Genomic DNA, 19,151 nt, shown 5'->3' with positions numbered 1-19,151 from the left:
AACGCTATTTGAAATACGCCAGATAGTGCGCGACCGCGGTGATTTCCTCGTCGCTCATGCGATAGGCGACATCGGCCATTGCGGCGACGCCGCCGCCGACGCGCTGGCCCGCCTTGTAATCGTGCAGCGCCTTGACCAGATATTCCTCGCGCTGACCCGCAAGCCGCGCGACCGCCTTGGTGCCGGCAAAGCTGTCTGTGTGGCATGAGGCGCAGCGGCGGCCCTCGGCAACCTGCGCGCCTTTTTTCGACAGGTCAGGGTCCTTGTCCTCTGCCGGCTTCGGCGGCGTCATGGCAGCGAAATAGGCGCCGAGACTGCGAACGTCCTCGTTGGCAATCGCCTCGGCAATCGGCTGCATCTGCTCGTTCTTGCGCGAGCCGGCGCGGAAGAAGACAAGCTGCCATTGCAGGAACTGATCGGGCTGGCCGGCCAGCGAGGGGATGTTCTCGGTCTGCGAGATGCCGTTCTCGCCGTGACAGCCGGAGCAGACGGCCGCCTTCTCCTGGACGGCGGCGTTGTCAGCAGCCCTGGCGGAGAGCGCGCCGAGCGCGAGGAGCGCAGCCGCGCTGATGGCGTGCGAGATGAACTGCCGGCGCATGATGAGAATTCCGATCTATTTGGCTCGTCATTCCGGGACGCCACGGACTTGCGCTTCCGCGCATCCGGAACGACGGCATGAGACTCTAAAACGAAAGAGGCTGCGAACCATCGCGCGGTCGCAGCCTCGTGTCGCTTGCGCTACTTACTGTAGCTGATGCGATAGATTGCGCCGGCCCAGTCGTCGGCAACGAGGATCGAACCGTCCTTGGCGAGGATGATGTCGTCGGGACGACCGAGATAGCCCTGGTCGCCTTCGATCCAGCCGGAGGCGAACACCTCCTGCTTGGGGTTCTTGCCGTCGGGATCGACGATCACGCGCATGATGCGTGCGCCCTGGTACTTGTGACGATTCCAGGAGCCGTGCTCGGCGATCAGGATGTTGTTCTTGTACTCGGCGGGGAACTGGTCGCCGGTATAGAACTTCATGCCGAGCGGAGCGACGTGCGCGCCGAGATTCAGCACCGGCGGTGTGAACTCGGAGCATTGGTGGCCCATGGCGAATTTCGGATCGGGAAGATCGCCCTGGTGGCAGTAGGGATAGCCGAAATGCTCGCCGATCTTGTTGATCATGTTCAGCTTGTCCGAGGGCAGATCATCGCTGACCCAGTCGCGGGCATTTTCGGTGAACCAGTACTTGCCGGTGCGCGGATCGACGTCGCCGCCGACCGAGTTGCGAACCCCGAGCGCCCAGATTTCGGCATTGCCGGTCTTGGGATCGACGCGCCGTATCTGCGAGACGCTGGTCGGGGGAATGCCGATGTTGAAGGGCGGTCCGAACGGAATGAAGAACCAGCCGTCCTTGTCGACGGCGATGTACTTCCAGCCATGCGCGGCATAGGACGGCATGTCGTCATAGACGACCTTGCCCTCGCCGGGATTGTCGAGCTTGTTCTCGATATCGTCGTAGCGGATCAGCTTGTCGACCGCGATGACGTAGAGCGCGCCGTCCTTGACGGCGAGGCCGGTGGGCATATTCAGCCCCTTGAGGATGGTCTTGACCTCTTTCTTGCCGTTGTTGTCCTTGATGGCATAGACGTTGCCGAGGCCGAACGAGCCGACGAACAGCGTGCCCTTGTCACCCCAGGCCATCTGCCGCGCGGCCAGCACGCCGGAGGCGTAGACCTCCATCTTGAAGCCCGCCGGCAGCTTCACCTTCTTCACGATGTCGGCGAGCTCGGCATCGGATGCGCCGGTCGGCGGACCCGAGGGCGGTGCGAGACCCTTCTGCGCCTCGGTCTCGTCGCCGAGGAACCAGTCATCCGGCGGATGGGTCCAGAATTCCTTGGTGCCGGATTCGTATTTCTTCAGGGCCCGGTTGTTGTCCTGTTGCTGCGCATTGATATTGCTGGTTCCGGCCAGAAGGGCCACGGTCGCAAGCGCCAGCACGGATCGATAGATCATCGATTTCATCGCGTCACTCCCCTAAGGCAGCCGTGAGGGCTGCGCGTTCTTTGTTTTGCTGTTGTCGAGTAGGCGAAGTTCGGAGTCTGTCGAGAGGCAGACGCAAAAAGGTTAGCACATCTGCGCGCGGTGGAAAGCACGCCGCGTGCGCTGCGATTGCACTCCGTAAGAATTGAGACTGATCGTCTCACAGTGTCGCAAGCGGCCATGGCAACGCTCTCGCTGCAACGCGGAATCGGTCTCGCGAGCACCGCAGCCGCGAGCTGCAAAATTAGGCGACCAATGCAAAAACGCGAAAACAACCCCATGCACAGTAGAACGGCCGAGGCCGAATGAGGCGCGGTGACATCGGCCACGCGCCTGATTCATCGCGCGAATTGACAAAAGCGGCGACTACGAGGCGACCGGGTACGGGCCGTCGTCAAACAGCGTGTCGTGATAGCCCTTCGACCCCACCTCGCGCGCCAGGGCGCTGCGGAAATCGCAACCTTCGCGAAGGCTGTGCAGCACATGGGCGAAGTCGAACTCGGGATGCCATCCGAGCTCGCGCCGCGCGCGGTCGTTGACATAGACCCGGTCGATCGCGGGAAAGAGCCGCCAGCCGCGCGCCGCGTAGAGCTGCGCACATTCGGGATACAGCTCGCGCACGATTGCAGCCGCATCCCGGGCGAGCTGCGCGAGGTGGTGCTGCCTGAACGGACTCGTCGCCGAGATGATGTAGCGGCCGAAGCCGATCTCGCCCGCGCGCGCCATCGCAGCCAGATGCGCACTGACCGCGTCCGCGATATCCAGCCGGCGATAAAGCAGCTCGTTGGCCTGCGCGTTGTCGAGCGAAAAGGCCGACCGCATCGCCGGATCGTCGTCATCCTCCGGGAAGAAGCGCGAGGTCCGCAGCACCGCGACCGGCAAGCCCCGCTCGCGAAAGAACAGCTCGCACAGATTTTCCGCCGTCAGTTTCGTGGTGCCGTAGATGTTCTTCGGCACTGACGGCAGCTCTTCGGTGACCCACACTGCCGCGTGGTCCGCCTCGGGCCGAAGCTGCGAGCCGAACGCGCTGGTGGTGCTGGTGAAGACGAAGCTCGTCACGCCGGCCGCATCAGCCGCCTCGAGCAGGTTGAGCGTGCCGGAGACGTTGGTGTCGACGAAGACCTGCTTGCGGTGGGTCGCCACATGCGGCTTGTGCAGCGTCGCGGTGTGGATCACGGCCGTGATGCCGTCCATCTGCGTCCGGACGAAGGTGGGGTCGACGATCGAACCGACGGCATCGGTGAAAGGCGAGGGCTTAAGATCGATGCCACGCGCTGATGACCCGCGGCCCCGGAGCGTCCGCAAGATGGCCTCCCCAAGATGGCCGGCGCTGCCTGTGACGAGAATTGTCATGTAGGACCAAACGAACCAGCCGGGCGGAATACCAACGTGCTTAAGGTATTCAAGTAGTGCTTACCGCGAGACCTGTCGAGGGGGTTTGGTTACTCCCATGGCAGTCGTATATTGACCGGGTATCGTGATAGTGACGCAGATGAAGAGCCCCGCCTTGGTCCTGACGACTGTAAATGCGCCGTACAGCAAAAAGCTGGACGCGCATGAGCTCGTCCATTGCCTACTGGATCCCTCAGCGGCGAAGGCGGCCTGCGGGACGTTGAACCCGAACTGCAAATCGCGTTCGCTGAGATGCATGGCATCAATCACGATCAACTGGTTGCTGCTGCGAAGACATTTGCGGACTTTTCGGGACAGTCCTATCCGCTTGCGGCGTGACCGGTGAGCGCTCAATCACATTGGGCAAAGCTGTTTCGCATCCCTGTGCGATGATCCGGCAAGTCAACGCCGAACAGAAGATTTATTGATCATTGGACGTTTGGCGGCGGCACGGCGATGATGCTGCAAATCGATCATCGGAAGTCACGATGTCGATATCTTCCTACCGGATCCTCAAGCGCTTCCATTTCTTGATCCGCAGACGCACGACTTCGATTTCGAGATGAGGCCCGTTGACTACAAAGGAGATGGCGCACGGCTCCTGAAGCTCGGCTTTGGGTTTGGTGAGATCGATTTTAGCGTTGCACCATCACTAACCTCCTCCCCGACCACGCAAGCGACGGTTGGAACCAATGTGGTCCTCCTGGAGACAATCCCGGAAATCATTGCGAAGAAAATCTATCATCGAGGCGATCGCATCGCGCCGCGCGATATATTCGACATTGCGGCGAGCAGTGAAAAGCACGCGGAGTCGATTGTCAGGGAGCTAGCCGTTTATCGCGACAACGTCTCAAACACGCTGGCCGCAATCGACAGATTAAAGCCTGACTTTGTGAAGGCGGTGATCAATCAGCTTTCGATCAAAGAGCCATACAGGCCAATCGCGAACGTTGCGCTGGAAAGGACGAAGGATCTCCTTCGCGCCATATAGCCGGGACGAATCGCTCTGGATTGACGTCCATGGCGGGGGCGCCCGGGAGTTCAAGCCGTCCCATCCCACCCGCGCAAAAATCGGCACGAGTTCCTCGCCCGGAGGGTGATATGGCTAGCCTGGCTGGATGCTTCTCGGGAAAAACTGGAGCGGGCGAAGGGGCTCGAACCCTCGACCCCGACCTTGGCAAGGTCGTGCTCTACCACTGAGCTACACCCGCATCCTGTGTCGGTCGCGTGACGCGCCGGCAACGGCTGTCGTATGCCAAAAGCGGGAGGCGAATGCAACAGCTACCGGCAGCATCATCTCGTTTTCGGAGCCCCAATATGAGCCCTGAAACGGCCAAATCGAGCAAAAATGGTCCCGAGCTGCCGAATCGGCCGCCATGGATTGAAATTCGGCCCATTCGGCCCAATTTTAGGGCCTGAAACGAAGCATAGGAAGCGGCGACGTGCTAAAGACCCGCCATTCCAGACATCAGACGAGGGGATCCCGTGACGATCATCGACCAGGGTAACGGCGCGGCAGGCCCGGCTGCGGCCGATCTGATCAAGGACACCACCACCCAAACCTTCGTGAAGGACGTTATCGAGGAATCGAAGCGCCAGCCGGTGCTGATCGACTTCTGGGCGGAATGGTGCGGCCCCTGCAAGCAGCTCACCCCCATCCTCGAAAAGGCGGTCAGGGCGGCCAAGGGCAAGGTCAAGCTGGTCAAGATGAACATCGACCAGCATCCGGCGATCCCCGGCCAGATGGGAATCCAGTCGATCCCGGCCGTGATCGCCTTCGTCAACGGCCAGCCCGCCGACGGCTTCATGGGTGCGGTGCCCGAGAGCCAGCTCAACGCCTTCATCGAGAAGCTGACCAAGGGCGTGACGGCACCGGGCGAGCCCAACATCGCCGAGATCCTGCAGGAGGCCGAGGCCGTCCTTGCCGAGGGCGACACCGCAGCGGCCGCGCAGATCTATGCCGAAGTGCTTCAGTACGATGCCACCAACATCGCCGCGCTGGCCGGTCTCGCAAAATGCTATGCCACGTCAGGAGCGATGGAGCAGGCCAAGCAGACGCTGGCCATGGTGCCGGAATCCAAGCGCAACGACCCCGCCGTCAAGGCGGTGCAGACCACGATCGATCTCGCCGAACAGGCGGAACAGCTCGGGCCCATCGCCGAACTCGAACAGAAAGTCGCCGCAAACCCGCTCGATCATCAGGCGCGTTTCGACCTTGCCACCGCGCTGAACGCAAAGGGCGACCGCGCTGCTGCCACCGAGCAGCTGCTCGCCATCGTCAAGCGCGACCGCAAATGGAACGACGACGGCGCGCGCAAGCAGCTCGTGCAGTTCTTCGAGGCCTGGGGCGGCACGGACGATGCAACCGTCGAGGGGCGAAAGCGCTTATCGACGATCCTGTTTTCTTAAAGCGCAGATTGGAAATCGCCGCGGGGACTGAGATGCCGATCAATATCGAATATCGCGGCCCCGCCGACCTTCCGGAGATCATCCCGGTGTTTCCGCTGCCCGGCGCGCTGCTGCTGCCGCGCGGCCAGATGCCGCTCAACATTTTCGAGCCGCGCTATCTGGCGATGGTCGACGACTCCTTCCGGGACGGCCATCGCCTGATCGGCATGATCCAACCCGACGTGGCGCATTCGCCGAAGGACTCCGACAAGCCGGTGCTGTTCCGGGTCGGCTGCGTCGGCCGCATCACCCAGCTCGCCGAATCCGGCGACGGTCGCTACATCCTCGAGCTCACCGGGGTTGCCCGCTTCAGGGTGGTCGAGGAGCTCGAGGTGCTGACCCCGTACCGGCAGTGCAAGGTCGATTTCTTCGCCTTCACAGATGACTTCACCGCGCGCATGGGCGAGGAGGCGGTGAACCGCGAGGCGCTGCTGGTGGCGCTGGCCGATTTCCTGAAGGCCAACAATCTCAAGGTCGACTGGGAGGGCGTCGAGAGCGCGCCCAACGAGGCGCTGGTCAACGCGCTGGCGATGATGTCGCCGTATGGCCCGGCCGAGAAGCAGGCGATGCTGGAAGCGCCTGATCTGAAGACCCGCGCCGAGATCCTGATCGCCGTGACCGAAATGGACCTCGCCAAGAAGCGCACGAGCGGCGATCCGCCGCTGCAGTGAAGGCGCGAGGGCTTACGCCGCTCGGACGGCTGCCTTGTCGCCTCCTTTGGCGCCTCGCCTCAGCATTTCCGCGACGCCGGATGCAGGCATCGGCCGGCCGAAATAGTAGCCTTGCGTTTCGGCACAGCCTTCCTCGCGGAGGATATCGAGCTGCTGCTTCGTTTCGGCACCTTCCGCGGTCGTCGTCTTGCCGAGGCTGACCGCAAAGCGAACGACCGCTCGCGCGAGATGATGCGCGTCCGGGCTAGTGCTGGACAGTTCGTTGACGAAGCTGCGGTCGACCTTGATCTTGTCGAACGGGAATCTCTGTAGAAAGCTCAGGGATGAATAGCCGGTGCCGAAGTCGTCCAAGGCTATTCGCACGCCAAGCTCGCGCAATTGGCCAAGCGTTGCGAAGACAGCTTCACTGTCATGCATGATGACCGTCTCCGTCACCTCCAGCTCGAGTCGGTGTGGCGCAACGCCCGAGCTCGCCAGCGCGCCGACAATGACGGGGACGAGCTCCTTGCTCCTGAATTGGGCCGGAGACAGGTTGATCGCGATCCTGAGATGGGCGGGCCATTTGGCAGCCTCGCTAACTGCCGTCCTCAAGATCCATTCTCCCAGCGGCACGATCAAGCCGGCCTCCTCGGCGAGAGGAATGAATTCGCCGGGCAAGACCAGACCTCGCAGTGGGTGATGCCAGCGTAGCAGGGCTTCGAAGCCGCGGATCTCGCCCGTCACAGTATCGACGAACGGCTGGTAGTGCAGCTCGAATTCGCGGCCAGCAAGCGCATCCCGCATGTCGCGCTCCAGGTTGCGTCTCACATGCATGAGCTGGTCGAGTTCCGGCTCGAAGAAACGAAATGCGCCGCGTCCACCGCTCTTGGCCGAATAGAGTGCGAGATCTGCGCTCTTCATGAGCACGTCGGAATCGTCGCCATCGCGAGGTGCAATGGCAATGCCTATGCTGGTGCCCACCGTGACCCGGTGATCGCCAAGATCGAAGGGCTCGCAGAGAGCCTTTCTGATGTTCTCGGCGAGCGCGGCTGCCTCAATGGCCGGGTTGGTCACGTAGTCGATGACGGCGAACTCATCACCGCCCAATCGGGCAATCAGCGCGGCTTCGGTGGTGCATTCGCGCAAACGTGCGGCGACGGCGCACAACAGGGAATCGCCCGCCGGGTGCCCCAGTGTGTCGTTGACCTCCTTGAACCGGTCGAGATCAAGCATGAGCACCGCCAGATTGAGACTGCCATTGCGCGTCAGGACAAGTGCATGCTCCATGCGCTCCCTGAGGAGCACGCGATTGGGCAAATCGGTCAACGCATCGTGTTGGGCCATGTGAGCGATCTTGGCTTCGGACCGGCGCTGCTCGGTAACGTCGAGATGAGTGGCTACCCACCCGCCGCCGGCCATCGGCTGTCGGGTCACGCAAATCAACCGACCATCAGCGAGCTCGTCGATTCGGCTCGAGACTGCATCGAACGGCAACGCGGCCAATTTCGCGAGGAATTGCTCAGCGGCGCCCTCGCTGGTATCGCTCTTGAGGATCCCGGTCATGATGCGATGCCTGATGATGTCGGTATGCGGGGTCCCCGGTATCAGCAGCTCCGGCGGCAATCGATAGAGCCGGGCATAACGCTCGTTGCTGACGACAAGTCGCCTATCGGCATCGAACATGCACAACGCCTCGACCATGTTGTTGATGGCCGTATCCAGCCTGAGTTTCTGATCCTGGATTTCCCGTTGCGAATCCTCCACCTGTTGCCTGGCGCGCGAAAGTTCGCTGATGATTTCCTCGAGACTGCTGGTTCTGCTCGCAAGGCGACGATCCGCGACGACGCCGACGAAGCTCATCCCGAGCACTGACAGAGCCACACCGGCAATTGCAATGGCGAGGAAGCCCGGCGAAAGCGACAATGTATCGTTTTGCAGTGTCGGGTCCGGGACGATCTGCACGGCTCCCATGGCCGTGAAATGATGCGAGACGATGGCGAGCGTCAGCAGCAGTGCCGCGATAAAGGTGCCCCGCTTGTCCTTGCGGCCCATGGCGACCGCAAGCGCTGCATAGCCCAGGGCCATGCCGAGGCCGATCGAGACAAGCACCAGCCTAAGCGACCAAGTCACATGCCCCGGCACTTCGAGGGCCCACATGCCGATATAATGCATGCTCGCGATGCCGGCGCCGATGATGCTGCCGCCGGCAGCTGCGCGCCAGCGGCCGGAATTGTTGGCAGCAACTCCGAAGCCGCTCGAGGTCAGGATCATCGCCGCGGCAAGTGACAACGCTGTCAGAACGAGGCCGTACCCAGTCGAGACGCCAGGCTCGTAGGCGAGCATTGCGACAAAATGCGTCGCCCAGATTCCGTAGCCGATGGCGGCGCCAGCGATCGTAATCCACATCAAGCGCGTTCTGGCGCGCGACGCCCTGGCGCGATGAAAAATGGCGACGGCGACGATGCTCGCCGCGAAGCAAACCAGGCCAGCGAGCAGAACGAGCCGCCAGTCGTGCTGCGTCGTCAGGCAGGAAAAAACGCGGAACATGCAATATCGCTCCCTCGTCAATATGACCGTAGATTGATCCGGTCGGACTTGTTGGCGCGTTACTTTTCTTGCAATTCCTAGTTGTATGCCTATTGAGAGGTAAACGTCACTCTGCAAAAGACGCCAATTAGCCATGGTTGTGCGGGTAAGCGGGTACGGGTCCCGTAAAACTACGCGGGCAAGTGCTCGCGTGGCTCTGTCACGCCGCCTCAAATTTACTGATGGCGACGGACGCGTTTGCATCCCGAGGAGCTCGAGCCGGGCACTATCGGCGCGCCCGTCGACCCAGCCAGACATGAAGCGGGAGCATCATGGCCAGCGCGAATCCGGCGCCCAGATGGATCCAGCTCATAAAGGGCCGCACCGCTTCCGATCCCAGATAATAGAGTCCGAATGCGGTCATGATCAGCACGGCATTGATCGCAGCCATGACGGATCCGGACCCGAGATTTTGGCCGCTGCGCCAGGATCGCTGCACGTGGAGGGGAATGAGGGCTCCCAGCAGCAGCAGCGCCAGCATCGCCATGCCGCCATGGACCATCAGCAGGTTCGCGGCGATCTGCTGCCAGATCTCGTCGCCGGCAACGTCCTTCTGCCAGTCGCTCACGAGCCAACCGGCTCCTGTCAGAACCAGAGCCGCGAACGTCGCATAGAGCGGATAGCGATAAGAGGTTCTAAGCCGCAAGGTGCACCCGGTGATGCCAATCGGAGGTGATCTGAACGTCGCCACCGGCCGAGATCAGCAAGGCGCCGGCGTGATAGGATTCGAGCAGCTCGCCCGCGTCGGTCCCGCAGATCATCACGATCTTGGTCAAGGCATCGGCGATCACGCAGGACGGTGCGCGAATCGTGACGCCGTCGACGAGGCTTGCCGGCCGCCGGGTTGCGGGATCAATCACCGCCGAACCACCGGGCTCACGGCTGTCAAACAGCTCGACGCGGCGCGCAGTCGAAGCCAGCGCTTCGTCGGCGATGTCGATGCGGCAGACCGCGCGGCCGGGGTCGCGGGGATCGCGGACGTGAACTGTGCGCAATTCCACACCGAAAGCGCGGAGGTCGCCACCCGCGTTCACCATGCCGCCGGCAATGCCGAAATCGCGCAGCACGGCCACCGCGCGGTCGACCGCATAACCCTTCGCGATGCCGCCAAGGTCAATCATCACATCGCTCGACTGAAAGCGGACCTGATGGTCGGGACGCAGCTCGATCGCGTCGGCGAAGCCCGCAAGCGGCGCCTGCACCGGTCTATCCTTGAGAGGAGGCAACAGGCCCAGCGCCTGCAGCGCCGGCGCGATCGTGACATCGAACACCCCGCTGGAGCGGCGATGCAACGCGACGGCTGTGGCGAGCACCTCGTACGTCCAGGCATGAACGCTCACAGGGCGAAGACCGGCTTCGCGGTTGAGCCGGCTGACGTCGCTATCCACCTCGTGAAAGCTCATGAGCCGATGCACCTGCGCAACGGCACCGAATGCAGCCTCGAGGGCGCAGTCCAGCTCGGATCGGCGGGCGCCCGCAAGCTCGATCTCCACGAAGGTGCCGAGCAGCGGCCTGGCGCGACGGATGCTATCGGAGGCGATTGCCATAGGCCGCCAAGATGCGTTTCACGCCTTCGGTGATGTGGGTCGACGACAGCGTCGCACCAGCGATATTCCTGATGTCGCCATTGATCTTGAGCGCACTGCCGCTGGTCTTGCCGACGAACTGTGCAAGCCAGCTCGGGCTCCTGACGTCACCGCCGTAGGATTCCCTGTATTCCAGGATCTCGACCTTGTGGACCGCACCGGCTGGCGTCAGCGCCACCGCGTAGTCGATGAAAAGATGCTTGCCGACCACCCGGTCGAACACGAAGAAGCCGACCACTTTGCCGCCGGCTTCGGCTTTCCAGACGCGGCCCGCCTGAACTTCGGAAAATTGTGTCGCGGACGGAAATGCTTCCTTCTGCGCCTCCTCGATCGACAGATACCGGACGGCATAAGCGGGAGAGGCGGCAGACAAAACTGCCGCTGCCGGCACGGTGTATCGAACCCAACTCATCGTCACCTCGCTGGTCGTCCTGTCATCAGGTCCTGCAACATTGCCCTCATCGCCATCAGAAGAAGAACCCGACGCCGCCGAGGAACGAATCCGAAAGCGCGCCGGTGGCGCTCTTGTCGATCACGTGCTGATAGCTCGCCTTCAGCACGACCTTGGGCGATGGAAACACCGCAAAGCCGGCCGTGTGATACTGCCGCTGGCCCTGGCCGGTCGGCAGATTGGCATCGGTGCCGGCGAAGCCCGCCGTCTGCAGGTTCATGGAGGTGTAGCGGTAGAACGGCACGGCCTCCCACTCGCTGCCGAGGACCGTGCCGAGCGGCACATGATAGGCGATCTCGCCGGAATAGCCGTACATCGACTTGCCGACATTGTTGGTTGGATCCGTGTCGTTGTTGGCGCGCAGGTTTTCCGGGTGCCCGAATTCGGCGCGGACATATTCGCCGCGGAGCTCGAGGCCCGTGTCGGGCACCCTGTAGCGGAATTCGGCGTCGAACATCGCAAGGCTCGACCTGCCGAGGAAGTTGCCGAAATCGTCATGCGCGCCGCGCGGCGTCGTGTTGGGCGAGTAATAGGCGCTGACGCTTCCGGCGAAACCGGCCCAGAATGTCGGCGTGAAGTCGAGCCGGCCCGACACCGCCATGGCGTTGTTGAGCTGCTGGAAATCGCCGAGCGGGGGCCTGGAAAATCCGAGCGCGTTCACGCCGTCAATCCCAGCAGTATACCCCGTGCCGGGAAGCGGGACCGTCTTCGCATCGGTACGGTTGTCGAATGAATCGCCGAAATCCTCGTTGCTGGTGCTGACCATGACCTGGTATTTGAGGTCCTCGGTGATCGTCCCATAGACGCTGGTGGATGGCACCTTCCAGGTCGACGGAATGATGCTGTTGTAGAGCTCGGGACGGTTCACGCTGTAGAATTGCGTGGGCTCGTGATGCTGATTGATGTAGCCGAACGGCACGAGATCGACACCCGGAGACCGCCAGTTGAACTGGTCGATGATCTTGAAATCGATCCACACCTGCTCGATCTCGGCGGTGCCGTGCAGCTTGTCGTCGTTGTCGAAGCCGGCGCCGGCATGCTCGAACTCGATTTCGGCGTTGAAGATGATGTTCGGGGTGATCGCATAGGTCGGCAGCAGAACGAATCTCGCCGCGTCAAAACCCTTCTGCCACTGGCCGGCCGCGGCGGAATTTTGCATGGTGCCGAACTTGATCTCGCCATAGGCCCCGATGCTGAGACCTGGGACCGGAGAATCCGAAAGCCCGAGGATCGGTTTGTCCGACGCCGCCGGCAACGGCGGCAGGGCCATGAAATCTTTCGACTTCGGCTTGGTCGACTTCTCCGACGATTGGGGGTCGGTTTTTTGATCCGCGGGCTTGGCTGTCGCATCCTTTGCGTCGACAGATGGCGCCGCCGCATTGGCGTTCGTCAGCGCTGCCGTTTTCGCCGTCCGCTTTGCGTCGGCATCGGCCGCCGGGCGATCCTGCTTTTGCTTCAGTTCAGTTTCGAGCTGCTGGATGCGCCGCTCCATCTTCTCCAGCTTCTTGAGCAGGGCATCGTCGGCCCCGCCTTCGCCGGCGTAAGCTGCGCCAGAACTCAGAAGAAAATGGCGGTCGCCGCGAGCAAGGCTGATCGGCCCCGGTATCGGCGAGATCCAAAAGCTGGCGCAACTTGATCCGTGAAGACGCGAATTGACATGCACTCCCCCCAAAGCCTTGCGGCATTCGACCGCAGGAAAAACCTGCAAATTCCCGCCTTGGAAAGCAGAACGAGGGGAAGCGAAGCTAGAATAGCTCCACATTAGAATTAGAATAATGAAAAGGATGGCGCTTGCACGCCCGACGCAAGCAAATGATCCGACTGGAATCCCTGCGGAATTCAGTGGGCGCGCGCTCAGGAGCAATGGCGGATGCGCTTGCGGCCGGTGATCATGGCGCGGATCAGGTTCTCGCGCTGGAGCATGCTCATCAGCACCACGCCCACGACATGCAGCACGACGAGGACGATGGCGACGTCCGATGCAATGGCGTGAGTGTCCTCGATCCACCAGACGCCGAAGAAGGGGACAGTCACCGACAGCGCGCCCGTGATCGCCGAGATGCCAAGTGACAGCAGCAATGCCACCAGCATCAACGTTCCGGCGGGATTGAGCCCGATATAGCGGCCGGTGATGCCGCGGCGCAGATTGAGGAGATAGGAGGGCGCAGCGCGAAGCCTGACACCGATCACGCGAAAGCGCGAATAGCGGCCGCCGCAGAAACCCCAGAGCAGGCGGAAGACGAGAAGGCCGATCACTGTATAGCCGACGATGCGGTGAAGATTGTCGTGGACGGTGGGCGTGAACCACGCGGTCAGGACACTCACCGCGAGGGCCCAGTGCCAGAGCCGCAGCGGAAGGTCCCAGACCGCGACCGTTCGATCCGCGGGGGTCCGTTCGGACACCCCGCGCGCGTCTGGCACCGCTTTGTCGATCAAGCCGCGACCATCCTCAGCTGCTTCACTTGGCGATCGTGTGCTTCAGGCTGAGATCTTCCGGGCTGTAGAACAGCTCGTAGAGCTTGCCCTCCTTGACGCCATAGACCTCATAGCACGAGCCTTCGATCTTGGAGCGACGCACTTCGTAACCCAGCGCCTTGGCCTTGGCTTCGGCCTCGCTCGCCGGCTTCCACGATGCCTTGTCGAGCTTGGTGCAATCCTTGAAGCCGTCGGCCATCGCGGCCGATCCCATGCCGATCCCGGCCGTCAGTGCGATGGCAAGAACACGAATGACTCTCACTGATATCTCCTTCTCTTTCGTCTGCGCGAAGCGCGGGTCGTAGGAAGCCAAGGAGAGGATGAAGTCAATCGCGTTCGAATGAGCGCGGCGTTAGAGAAATTCTAACCATGGCGAAAACATCAGCGCGCTCCGTGCGCAACGCATGTTCGGCAGTTCAGTGCGGCCTTAAGCCTCACGGGTTCGACGGGACGCAATCCGTTCGCACTCAGTAGCCGGCCACCGCCATGGCGACGACGGCGCTGAGCGCCATCCAGCCAAAATGCCGGCCGCGCGTCGCCCAAGCGTTGGCGCAGGCCGAGAAGCCGAACACACCGATCATTGTGATCACGATCCAGCGGCGCGCCGCACCTGAATCCATCCAGGGCACAGCTATCAGCAGCACGCCGCAGCCGATCCAGGCGATGGTCGAGGCCTGCCAGACCAGGCGGATCAGGGTGCGGAGCCGCTCCGGCTCGATCCGGGCGCGGGGAAAGACCTTGGTCTCGCCGAGGACGCCGTGGATGAGCGCCACGACGATGGCCCCGACGCCGGCGCACTGGAGCAAGAGATCACGCATCGAGGCCTCCATACATCTATGTATGGTGAGATAGGCGCTGGCCACTGGCCTGTCAATACACTATTGTATGGTCGAATTCGGAATCGGACATGACCGAGCAGCTCTCAGCCGACGACTGGATCAAACAGGGGCTCAAGGCGCTCACCAGGAGCGGCTTCACCGCGTTGAAGGCCGATCCATTGGCAAAGGCAATGGGGGTCTCGCGGGGCAGCTTTTACTGGCATTTTGCCGATCTCGGCGCATTCCACGCGGCCATGCTGAAGCGCTGGCGCGAGATCGCGGCTGAGGAGATCATCGCCGCCGTCGAAGCCGGTGGCGACGAGCCGCTGAACGCGTTGTTGCGCAGGACCTTTGGCGCCCGGCTCGACCTGGAGCGCGCGGTGCGCAACTGGGCGGCGTTCGATCCGGCGGCGCAGACGGCCGTCCGCGCCATCGATCGCCGCAGGCTCGATTATATCGAGACGCTGCTGCAGCTGCGCGGCTTGTCAGCGGCCACCGCCCAGGCGCGCGCGCAGATCCTCTATTGGACGTTTCTTGGCTTCGCCCTGTCAGGCACGCCGGTGCCGCCCGCGCGCCTCCAGGGTCTGCTGGACGAGATCCAGAAGATGGTCTTCGCATAAGCCGCGGTGGGCTGACGACCTATTCTATGCTACAGCCAGCCGATCGCCGGAGACCCCCATGAACGCGCCTACCGAACGTGCCGAAAACAGCGTCGATCCAAAGCTGCTGGAGATCCTGGTCTGCCCGCTGACCAAGGGCCCGCTGGAATTCGATTCCGCCAGGCAGGAGCTGATCTCGCGCAGCGCCAAGCTCGCCTATCCGATCCGTGACGGCATTCCGATCATGCTGCCGGAGGAGGCAAGGAAGATCGATTGAGATCCGGGAATGGGGAGTGGCGAGTAGCGAATGGAGCTACTCGCAATTCGCTACTCGCCATTCGCCCTTACAACGTCTCGCCCTTCAACAGCCGCGGGATCTCGCCGGTCAGGCCGGCGGCCTGGCGGATGAAGAGGTTTTTCAACGGCGGGGTGCGATCGACGATGCCGAGACCGATGTCGCGCAACGAGCGCAGCAGCGTCGACTGGTTCGAGAACAGGAAGTTCAAGGAGTTGGTGGCAACGCCCATCGCCATGGTGTCGAAGCGGCGCCAGCGCTGGTAGCGCTCGAGCACATCTGCGCCGCCGAGATCCATGCCGAGCCGCGCGGCATCGACCACGACTTCGGCCAGCGCCGCGACGTCCTTCAGTCCCATGTTGAGGCCCTGTCCCGCGATCGGGTGAATGACGTGCGCGGAATCGCCGACCAGCGCGAGGCGCTCGGCGACGAAGGAACGCGCGACGAAATAGGACAGCGGGAACGCACGCGGCTTGTCCAGCGCCCTGAGCTCGCCGAGATGCAGGCCGAAGCGCTGCTCGAGCTCGCCGTGGAATTCCTCGTCGCTGAGCGCGATGATGCGCGCGGCTTCGGTGCGACGCTCGGTCCACACCAGCGAGGAGCGCTTTCCCGTGAGCGGCAGGATCGCGAACGGACCTGCGGGCAGAAAATGCTCTTCGGCGCGACCCTCGTGATCGCGCTCATGGCCGACCGTGACGACAATGCCGGATTGATCGTAGTCCCAGCCATGGGTGGCAATGCCGGCGCGCTCGCGCAGTTTCGACTTGGCGCCATCGGCCGCAACCAGCAGGCTCGCTGCAATCTTGCTGCCGTCGCCGAGCGTCACGTCGATGCCCTCGGCGCTGGCCTCGTAGGCCGCAACTGTCGTCGCGCGCAGATCGATGCCTTCAGCCTCGGCGCGAACAAGTAGCGCATCGATCAGACGGCGGTTCTCGACCATATGCGCGAAGGGCTCGCCGGGCGCGACATCGCCGGCGAAATTCAGGAACACCGGACGCGTCGCGTCCTCCAGCCTGGAATCGGTGACGACCATATCCAGGATCGGCTGCGCCTCGGCCTTGACGTCATCCCAGGCGCCGAGCGCCTCGAACAGGCGGCGGCAGGCCGCGACGATCGCAGTCGCGCGGGGATCACGGCTCGGCCGCGTGGCGAGCGCGGGGTCGGCGACGATGACGGGAATCTCGGGGCCGAGCCCCTGGCGCAGCGCCAGCGCGAGCGCCAGGCCCGCAAACGCGCCGCCGCCAATGACAATGTGACCCTGTACCGACATACCAAGCTTCCCGATCAATCCTTGGTCTTGCTAGCAGACTTGAGGTGGGCGAAACAGTGCGGTGAAACAAGGGCGGAACGATCTCACTCCGTCATTCCGGGGCGCGCGCGAGCGCGAAGCCGGAATCCAGAGGTTATCAGCTCGAGATTCCGGGTTCGCACTTCGTGCGCCCCGGAATGACGAGGCATTCGAAAGCACCACCATGTCCAAAAGCCTGATCGACCTGATTTCGATCCTCGACCTCGAGCAGCTCGAGGTGAATTTGTTCCGCGGCAACAGCCCGAAGACGAGCTGGCAGCGGGTGTTCGGCGGTCAGGTGATCGGACAGGCGATGGTGGCGGCCTGCCGCACCGTCGAGGGCCGGCTGCCGCATTCGCTGCATTGCTATTTCATCCTGCCGGGCGATCCACAAATTCCGATCATCTACCAGGTCGAGCGCCTGCGCGACGGCAAGAGCTATTCGACGCGACGCGTCACCGCGATCCAGCACGGCAACGCCATCTTCTCGATCATGGTATCGTTCCATGCCGAGGAAGAGAGCGCGTTCGACCACCAGGACAAGATGCCGGACGTGCCACCGCCGGAGAAGCTCACGGCGGAGGAGGTGGCGAAGCAACCGATGTTCCGCGAGATGCCGGAGTTCATCCGCCGCTACTACGAATCCGATCGTCCGATCGAGTTGCGCCCGGTGGAGCTCGGCCGTTATTTCGGCCAGAAGATCGAGGACGGCCGCATCCATGTCTGGATCAAGACGGCGGCCACGCTGCCCGACGATCCGGCGCTGCACATGTGCGCGCTGGCCTATGCGTCGGACTTCTCGCTGCTCGACGCCATCATGGCGCGCTATGGCCGCACGCTGTTCGACAAGCGCATGATGCCGGCGAGCCTCGACCACGCGATGTGGTTCCATCGCCCGTTCCGCGCCGACGAATGGCTGCTCTACGCGCAGGATTCACCGAGCGCGCGCGGCGGCCGCGGCTTGACCCGCGGCTCGATCTTCAAGCCGGATGGTACGCTGGTCGCCTCCGTCGCGCAGGAAGGCTCCGTGCGCGAGCGGCGGAGCTGACTTACATCGAACCGCGCGGCGCCAGTTCGGTCTGCGATGCGAACCAGTTCATGATCCAGCGATAGACCCACGGAATCGGAATGATGAGGCTGCACAGGATTGCGGCGACGATTCCGCGCCAAAGAATGTCGAGTCCACTGCCCTTGAACAAGATTTCACGGCGCGTGCCCTCGATGTTGCGACAGAACCAGCGCATCTGAGCCGCGGCCACCCAGGCCCAGCCGATGATCGTGATGATCGAGATCGCAAACAGCAGATTCCAGCCGATATAGGCCCAGACTGATCCGGTGAAGCTGAGGCCCAGCGGCTGCCCGTTGGAGGCGAGGTTCGCGATCATCCATTTGATCAGCATCCAGTAAAGGACGATCTGGACGACGAACAGGAGATTGCTCAGCAGCTGGCTGCCGATGAAGCCGACGACGATCGCCAGCACGATGAAGCCGAAGAACCAGGGTACGATCGCCATCGCATTGCCGGTGAAGGAGAGGTTCGGCCGCCCCGGAACCTTCACGCAGGGCACGAGCCATTCCGTGTACCAGACGAGCAGCCATGGCACCGGAATGACGAAGCAGGAGCCGATCACCATCACCAGCGTGCGCCAGGTGAAATCAAGGATGCCGAAATCGACCGACAGCGATCCGCCGGCAGCGCTACCGCTCCCTGCATAGCCACCGCCGCGCATCATCGGAGGACCACCGGCCGGGATGATCGGCGGCGCGCCTCCGCCCGAGATCAGGCCTGGAATTTCGGCGGCCTTCTGCCAGCCGGCCATGCCCTCGGTCCACACCAGCGTCTCGGGGCGCACGATCCCTTGCGCGATCAGGTCGCGGAACTGACCCTCCGGATAGGGCCCCTGCTGCTTGCCCTCGGATGCATAGAACCAACTCGCCATGACGCGTCCCCCAAAATACTTATGTACCGCTCGGCCGGCGCGGGTTCACCACATCCATGCCAAAAATGCATTGTGAAGGATGGACTGATGCCCTGTACAGAGGCGGTCATTCACATGACCGCCCTCGGCCAAACGTTTTTCCGCTTCAATGTGCAAGTTTTTTGTGCCATTTGCCCGGAAAGATGCCAGATTGACGCAGCGCCGGGGACAAGCGGCGCGGCGCATCCCGGGGAATAGGCCTGACCATGAAACTCGTCGTCGCGATCATCAAACCCTTCAAGCTCGATGAGGTCCGTCAGGCCCTGACGGCGATCGGCGTCCACGGCATGACCGTGACCGAGGTGAAGGGCTATGGCCGCCAAAAGGGTCACACCGAGATCTATCGCGGCGCGGAATATGTCGTGAACTTCCTGCCGAAGCTGCGGATCGAGATCGCGGTTGCCTCCGACGTCGCCGACAAGGCCGTGAGCGTGATCACCGCGACCGCCCGCACCGGGCAGATCGGCGACGGCAAGATCTTCGTCACGCCGATCGACCATGCGCTGCGCATCCGCACCGGCGAAACCGACAGCGACGCGCTCTGAAAACTCCGTTT

20 protein-coding genes and 1 tRNA gene are annotated in these 19,151 nt (G+C 62.6%); 7 read left to right on the top strand and 14 right to left on the bottom strand.

The genetic code is table 11. From position 1 onward, the window contains the following. Nucleotides 1-4: 4 nt before the first annotated feature. The 3 genes from BM374_RS05665 to BM374_RS05655 all read right to left on the bottom strand — a co-directional run bounded on the left by BM374_RS05665 (nt 5) and on the right by BM374_RS05655 (nt 3,381). The gene (locus BM374_RS05665) at nt 5-598 is read right to left on the bottom strand and encodes a c-type cytochrome (protein ID WP_092289728.1); all 594 of its coding nucleotides are present in this window, start codon (nt 596-598) and stop codon (nt 5-7) included. A 140-nt stretch (nt 599-738) separates the two neighbouring features. Then, nucleotides 739-2,010, bottom strand: a complete 1,272-nt coding sequence (locus tag BM374_RS05660) for a PQQ-dependent sugar dehydrogenase (protein WP_092289726.1) — start codon at nt 2,008-2,010, stop codon at nt 739-741. Between the two features lie 384 nt (nt 2,011-2,394). Beyond that, a complete protein-coding gene (locus BM374_RS05655; RefSeq protein ID WP_092289724.1) occupies nt 2,395-3,381 on the bottom strand; it encodes an NAD-dependent epimerase/dehydratase family protein in 987 nt (328 codons plus the stop codon). Between the two features lie 601 nt (nt 3,382-3,982). On the opposite strand from BM374_RS05655, the gene BM374_RS38415 reads away from it, so the two are divergent. Continuing rightward, nucleotides 3,983-4,411 carry a hypothetical protein gene (locus BM374_RS38415; protein ID WP_177248109.1) on the top strand — a complete coding sequence of 143 codons (429 nt, stop codon included), beginning with the start codon at nt 3,983-3,985 and terminating at the stop codon, nt 4,409-4,411. Nucleotides 4,412-4,556: 145 nt separating this feature from the next. Here the strand turns inward: BM374_RS38415 and BM374_RS05640 are convergent. Then, a tRNA-Gly gene (locus tag BM374_RS05640) sits at nt 4,557-4,631 on the bottom strand. Between the two features lie 274 nt (nt 4,632-4,905). Here BM374_RS05640 and trxA point away from each other — a divergent pair. Further along, nucleotides 4,906-5,829 carry a thioredoxin gene (trxA, locus tag BM374_RS05635; RefSeq protein WP_177248108.1) on the top strand — a complete coding sequence of 308 codons (924 nt, stop codon included), beginning with the start codon at nt 4,906-4,908 and terminating at the stop codon, nt 5,827-5,829. Between the two features lie 32 nt (nt 5,830-5,861). After that, entirely contained in the window at nt 5,862-6,539 is a 678-nt protein-coding gene (locus tag BM374_RS05630; RefSeq protein WP_092289720.1) for an LON peptidase substrate-binding domain-containing protein, read from the top strand. A 12-nt stretch (nt 6,540-6,551) separates the two neighbouring features. Here the strand turns inward: BM374_RS05630 and BM374_RS05625 are convergent, their stop codons facing one another. The 8 genes from BM374_RS05625 to BM374_RS05590 form a co-directional block, all read right to left on the bottom strand. Continuing rightward, nucleotides 6,552-9,065, bottom strand: coding sequence for an EAL domain-containing protein (locus BM374_RS05625; RefSeq protein WP_092289718.1), 2,514 nt, complete (start codon nt 9,063-9,065; stop codon nt 6,552-6,554). A 265-nt stretch (nt 9,066-9,330) separates the two neighbouring features. Beyond that, nucleotides 9,331-9,672, bottom strand: coding sequence for a hypothetical protein (locus BM374_RS05620; protein ID WP_143270150.1), 342 nt, complete (start codon nt 9,670-9,672; stop codon nt 9,331-9,333). A gap of 67 nt (nt 9,673-9,739) precedes the next feature. Then, a complete protein-coding gene (locus tag BM374_RS05615) occupies nt 9,740-10,651 on the bottom strand; it encodes an FAD:protein FMN transferase (protein ID WP_092289714.1) in 912 nt (303 codons plus the stop codon). Further along, entirely contained in the window at nt 10,632-11,102 is a 471-nt protein-coding gene (locus BM374_RS05610) for an FMN-binding protein (RefSeq protein WP_092290266.1), read from the bottom strand. Before BM374_RS05610 ends, BM374_RS05615 begins: the two co-directional genes overlap by 20 nt. A 55-nt stretch (nt 11,103-11,157) precedes the next feature. Next, complete coding sequence (locus BM374_RS05605) at nt 11,158-12,633, bottom strand: putative porin (RefSeq protein WP_244552528.1); 1,476 nt, start codon at nt 12,631-12,633, stop codon at nt 11,158-11,160. A gap of 362 nt (nt 12,634-12,995) precedes the next feature. Then, nucleotides 12,996-13,577, bottom strand: a complete 582-nt coding sequence (locus BM374_RS05600; protein WP_177248107.1) for a cytochrome b/b6 domain-containing protein — start codon at nt 13,575-13,577, stop codon at nt 12,996-12,998. Nucleotides 13,578-13,599: 22 nt separating this feature from the next. Further along, entirely contained in the window at nt 13,600-13,878 is a 279-nt protein-coding gene (locus BM374_RS05595) for a PepSY domain-containing protein (protein ID WP_177248106.1), read from the bottom strand. Between the two features lie 205 nt (nt 13,879-14,083). Continuing rightward, on the bottom strand, nt 14,084-14,434 hold the full coding sequence (locus tag BM374_RS05590; RefSeq protein WP_092290260.1) for a hypothetical protein: 351 nt from the start codon (nt 14,432-14,434) through the stop codon (nt 14,084-14,086). 89 nt (nt 14,435-14,523) lie between these two features. Between BM374_RS05590 and BM374_RS05585 the strand changes: the two genes are divergently transcribed. Both BM374_RS05585 and BM374_RS05580 read left to right on the top strand, forming a co-directional pair. Continuing rightward, nucleotides 14,524-15,054 carry a TetR/AcrR family transcriptional regulator gene (locus BM374_RS05585; RefSeq protein WP_092289710.1) on the top strand — a complete coding sequence of 177 codons (531 nt, stop codon included), beginning with the start codon at nt 14,524-14,526 and terminating at the stop codon, nt 15,052-15,054. Nucleotides 15,055-15,112: 58 nt separating this feature from the next. Next, the gene (locus BM374_RS05580) at nt 15,113-15,310 is read left to right on the top strand and encodes a Trm112 family protein (protein WP_092289707.1); all 198 of its coding nucleotides are present in this window, start codon (nt 15,113-15,115) and stop codon (nt 15,308-15,310) included. 67 nt (nt 15,311-15,377) lie between these two features. On the opposite strand, the gene BM374_RS05575 is transcribed toward BM374_RS05580, so the two are convergent. Then, complete coding sequence (locus tag BM374_RS05575; RefSeq protein WP_092289705.1) at nt 15,378-16,598, bottom strand: ubiquinone biosynthesis hydroxylase; 1,221 nt, start codon at nt 16,596-16,598, stop codon at nt 15,378-15,380. 202 nt (nt 16,599-16,800) lie between these two features. On the opposite strand from BM374_RS05575, the gene tesB reads away from it, so the two are divergent. Then, entirely contained in the window at nt 16,801-17,664 is an 864-nt protein-coding gene (tesB, locus tag BM374_RS05570) for an acyl-CoA thioesterase II (RefSeq protein WP_092289703.1), read from the top strand. Nucleotide 17,665: 1 nt separating this feature from the next. On the opposite strand, the gene BM374_RS05565 is transcribed toward tesB, so the two are convergent. Further along, nucleotides 17,666-18,556, bottom strand: coding sequence for a GYF domain-containing protein (locus BM374_RS05565; protein WP_092289701.1), 891 nt, complete (start codon nt 18,554-18,556; stop codon nt 17,666-17,668). Nucleotides 18,557-18,801: 245 nt separating this feature from the next. Here BM374_RS05565 and BM374_RS05560 point away from each other — a divergent pair, with 245 nt between their 5' ends. Continuing rightward, on the top strand, nt 18,802-19,140 hold the full coding sequence (locus tag BM374_RS05560; RefSeq protein ID WP_028176997.1) for a P-II family nitrogen regulator: 339 nt from the start codon (nt 18,802-18,804) through the stop codon (nt 19,138-19,140). Nucleotides 19,141-19,151 lie beyond the last annotated feature (11 nt).

It is taken from the genome of Bradyrhizobium sp. Ghvi (genome assembly GCF_900115265.1).
In the GTDB taxonomy this organism is placed as follows: Bacteria; Pseudomonadota; Alphaproteobacteria; order Rhizobiales; family Xanthobacteraceae; genus Bradyrhizobium.
This window is presented reverse-complemented; position numbering and strand designations above follow the sequence as displayed.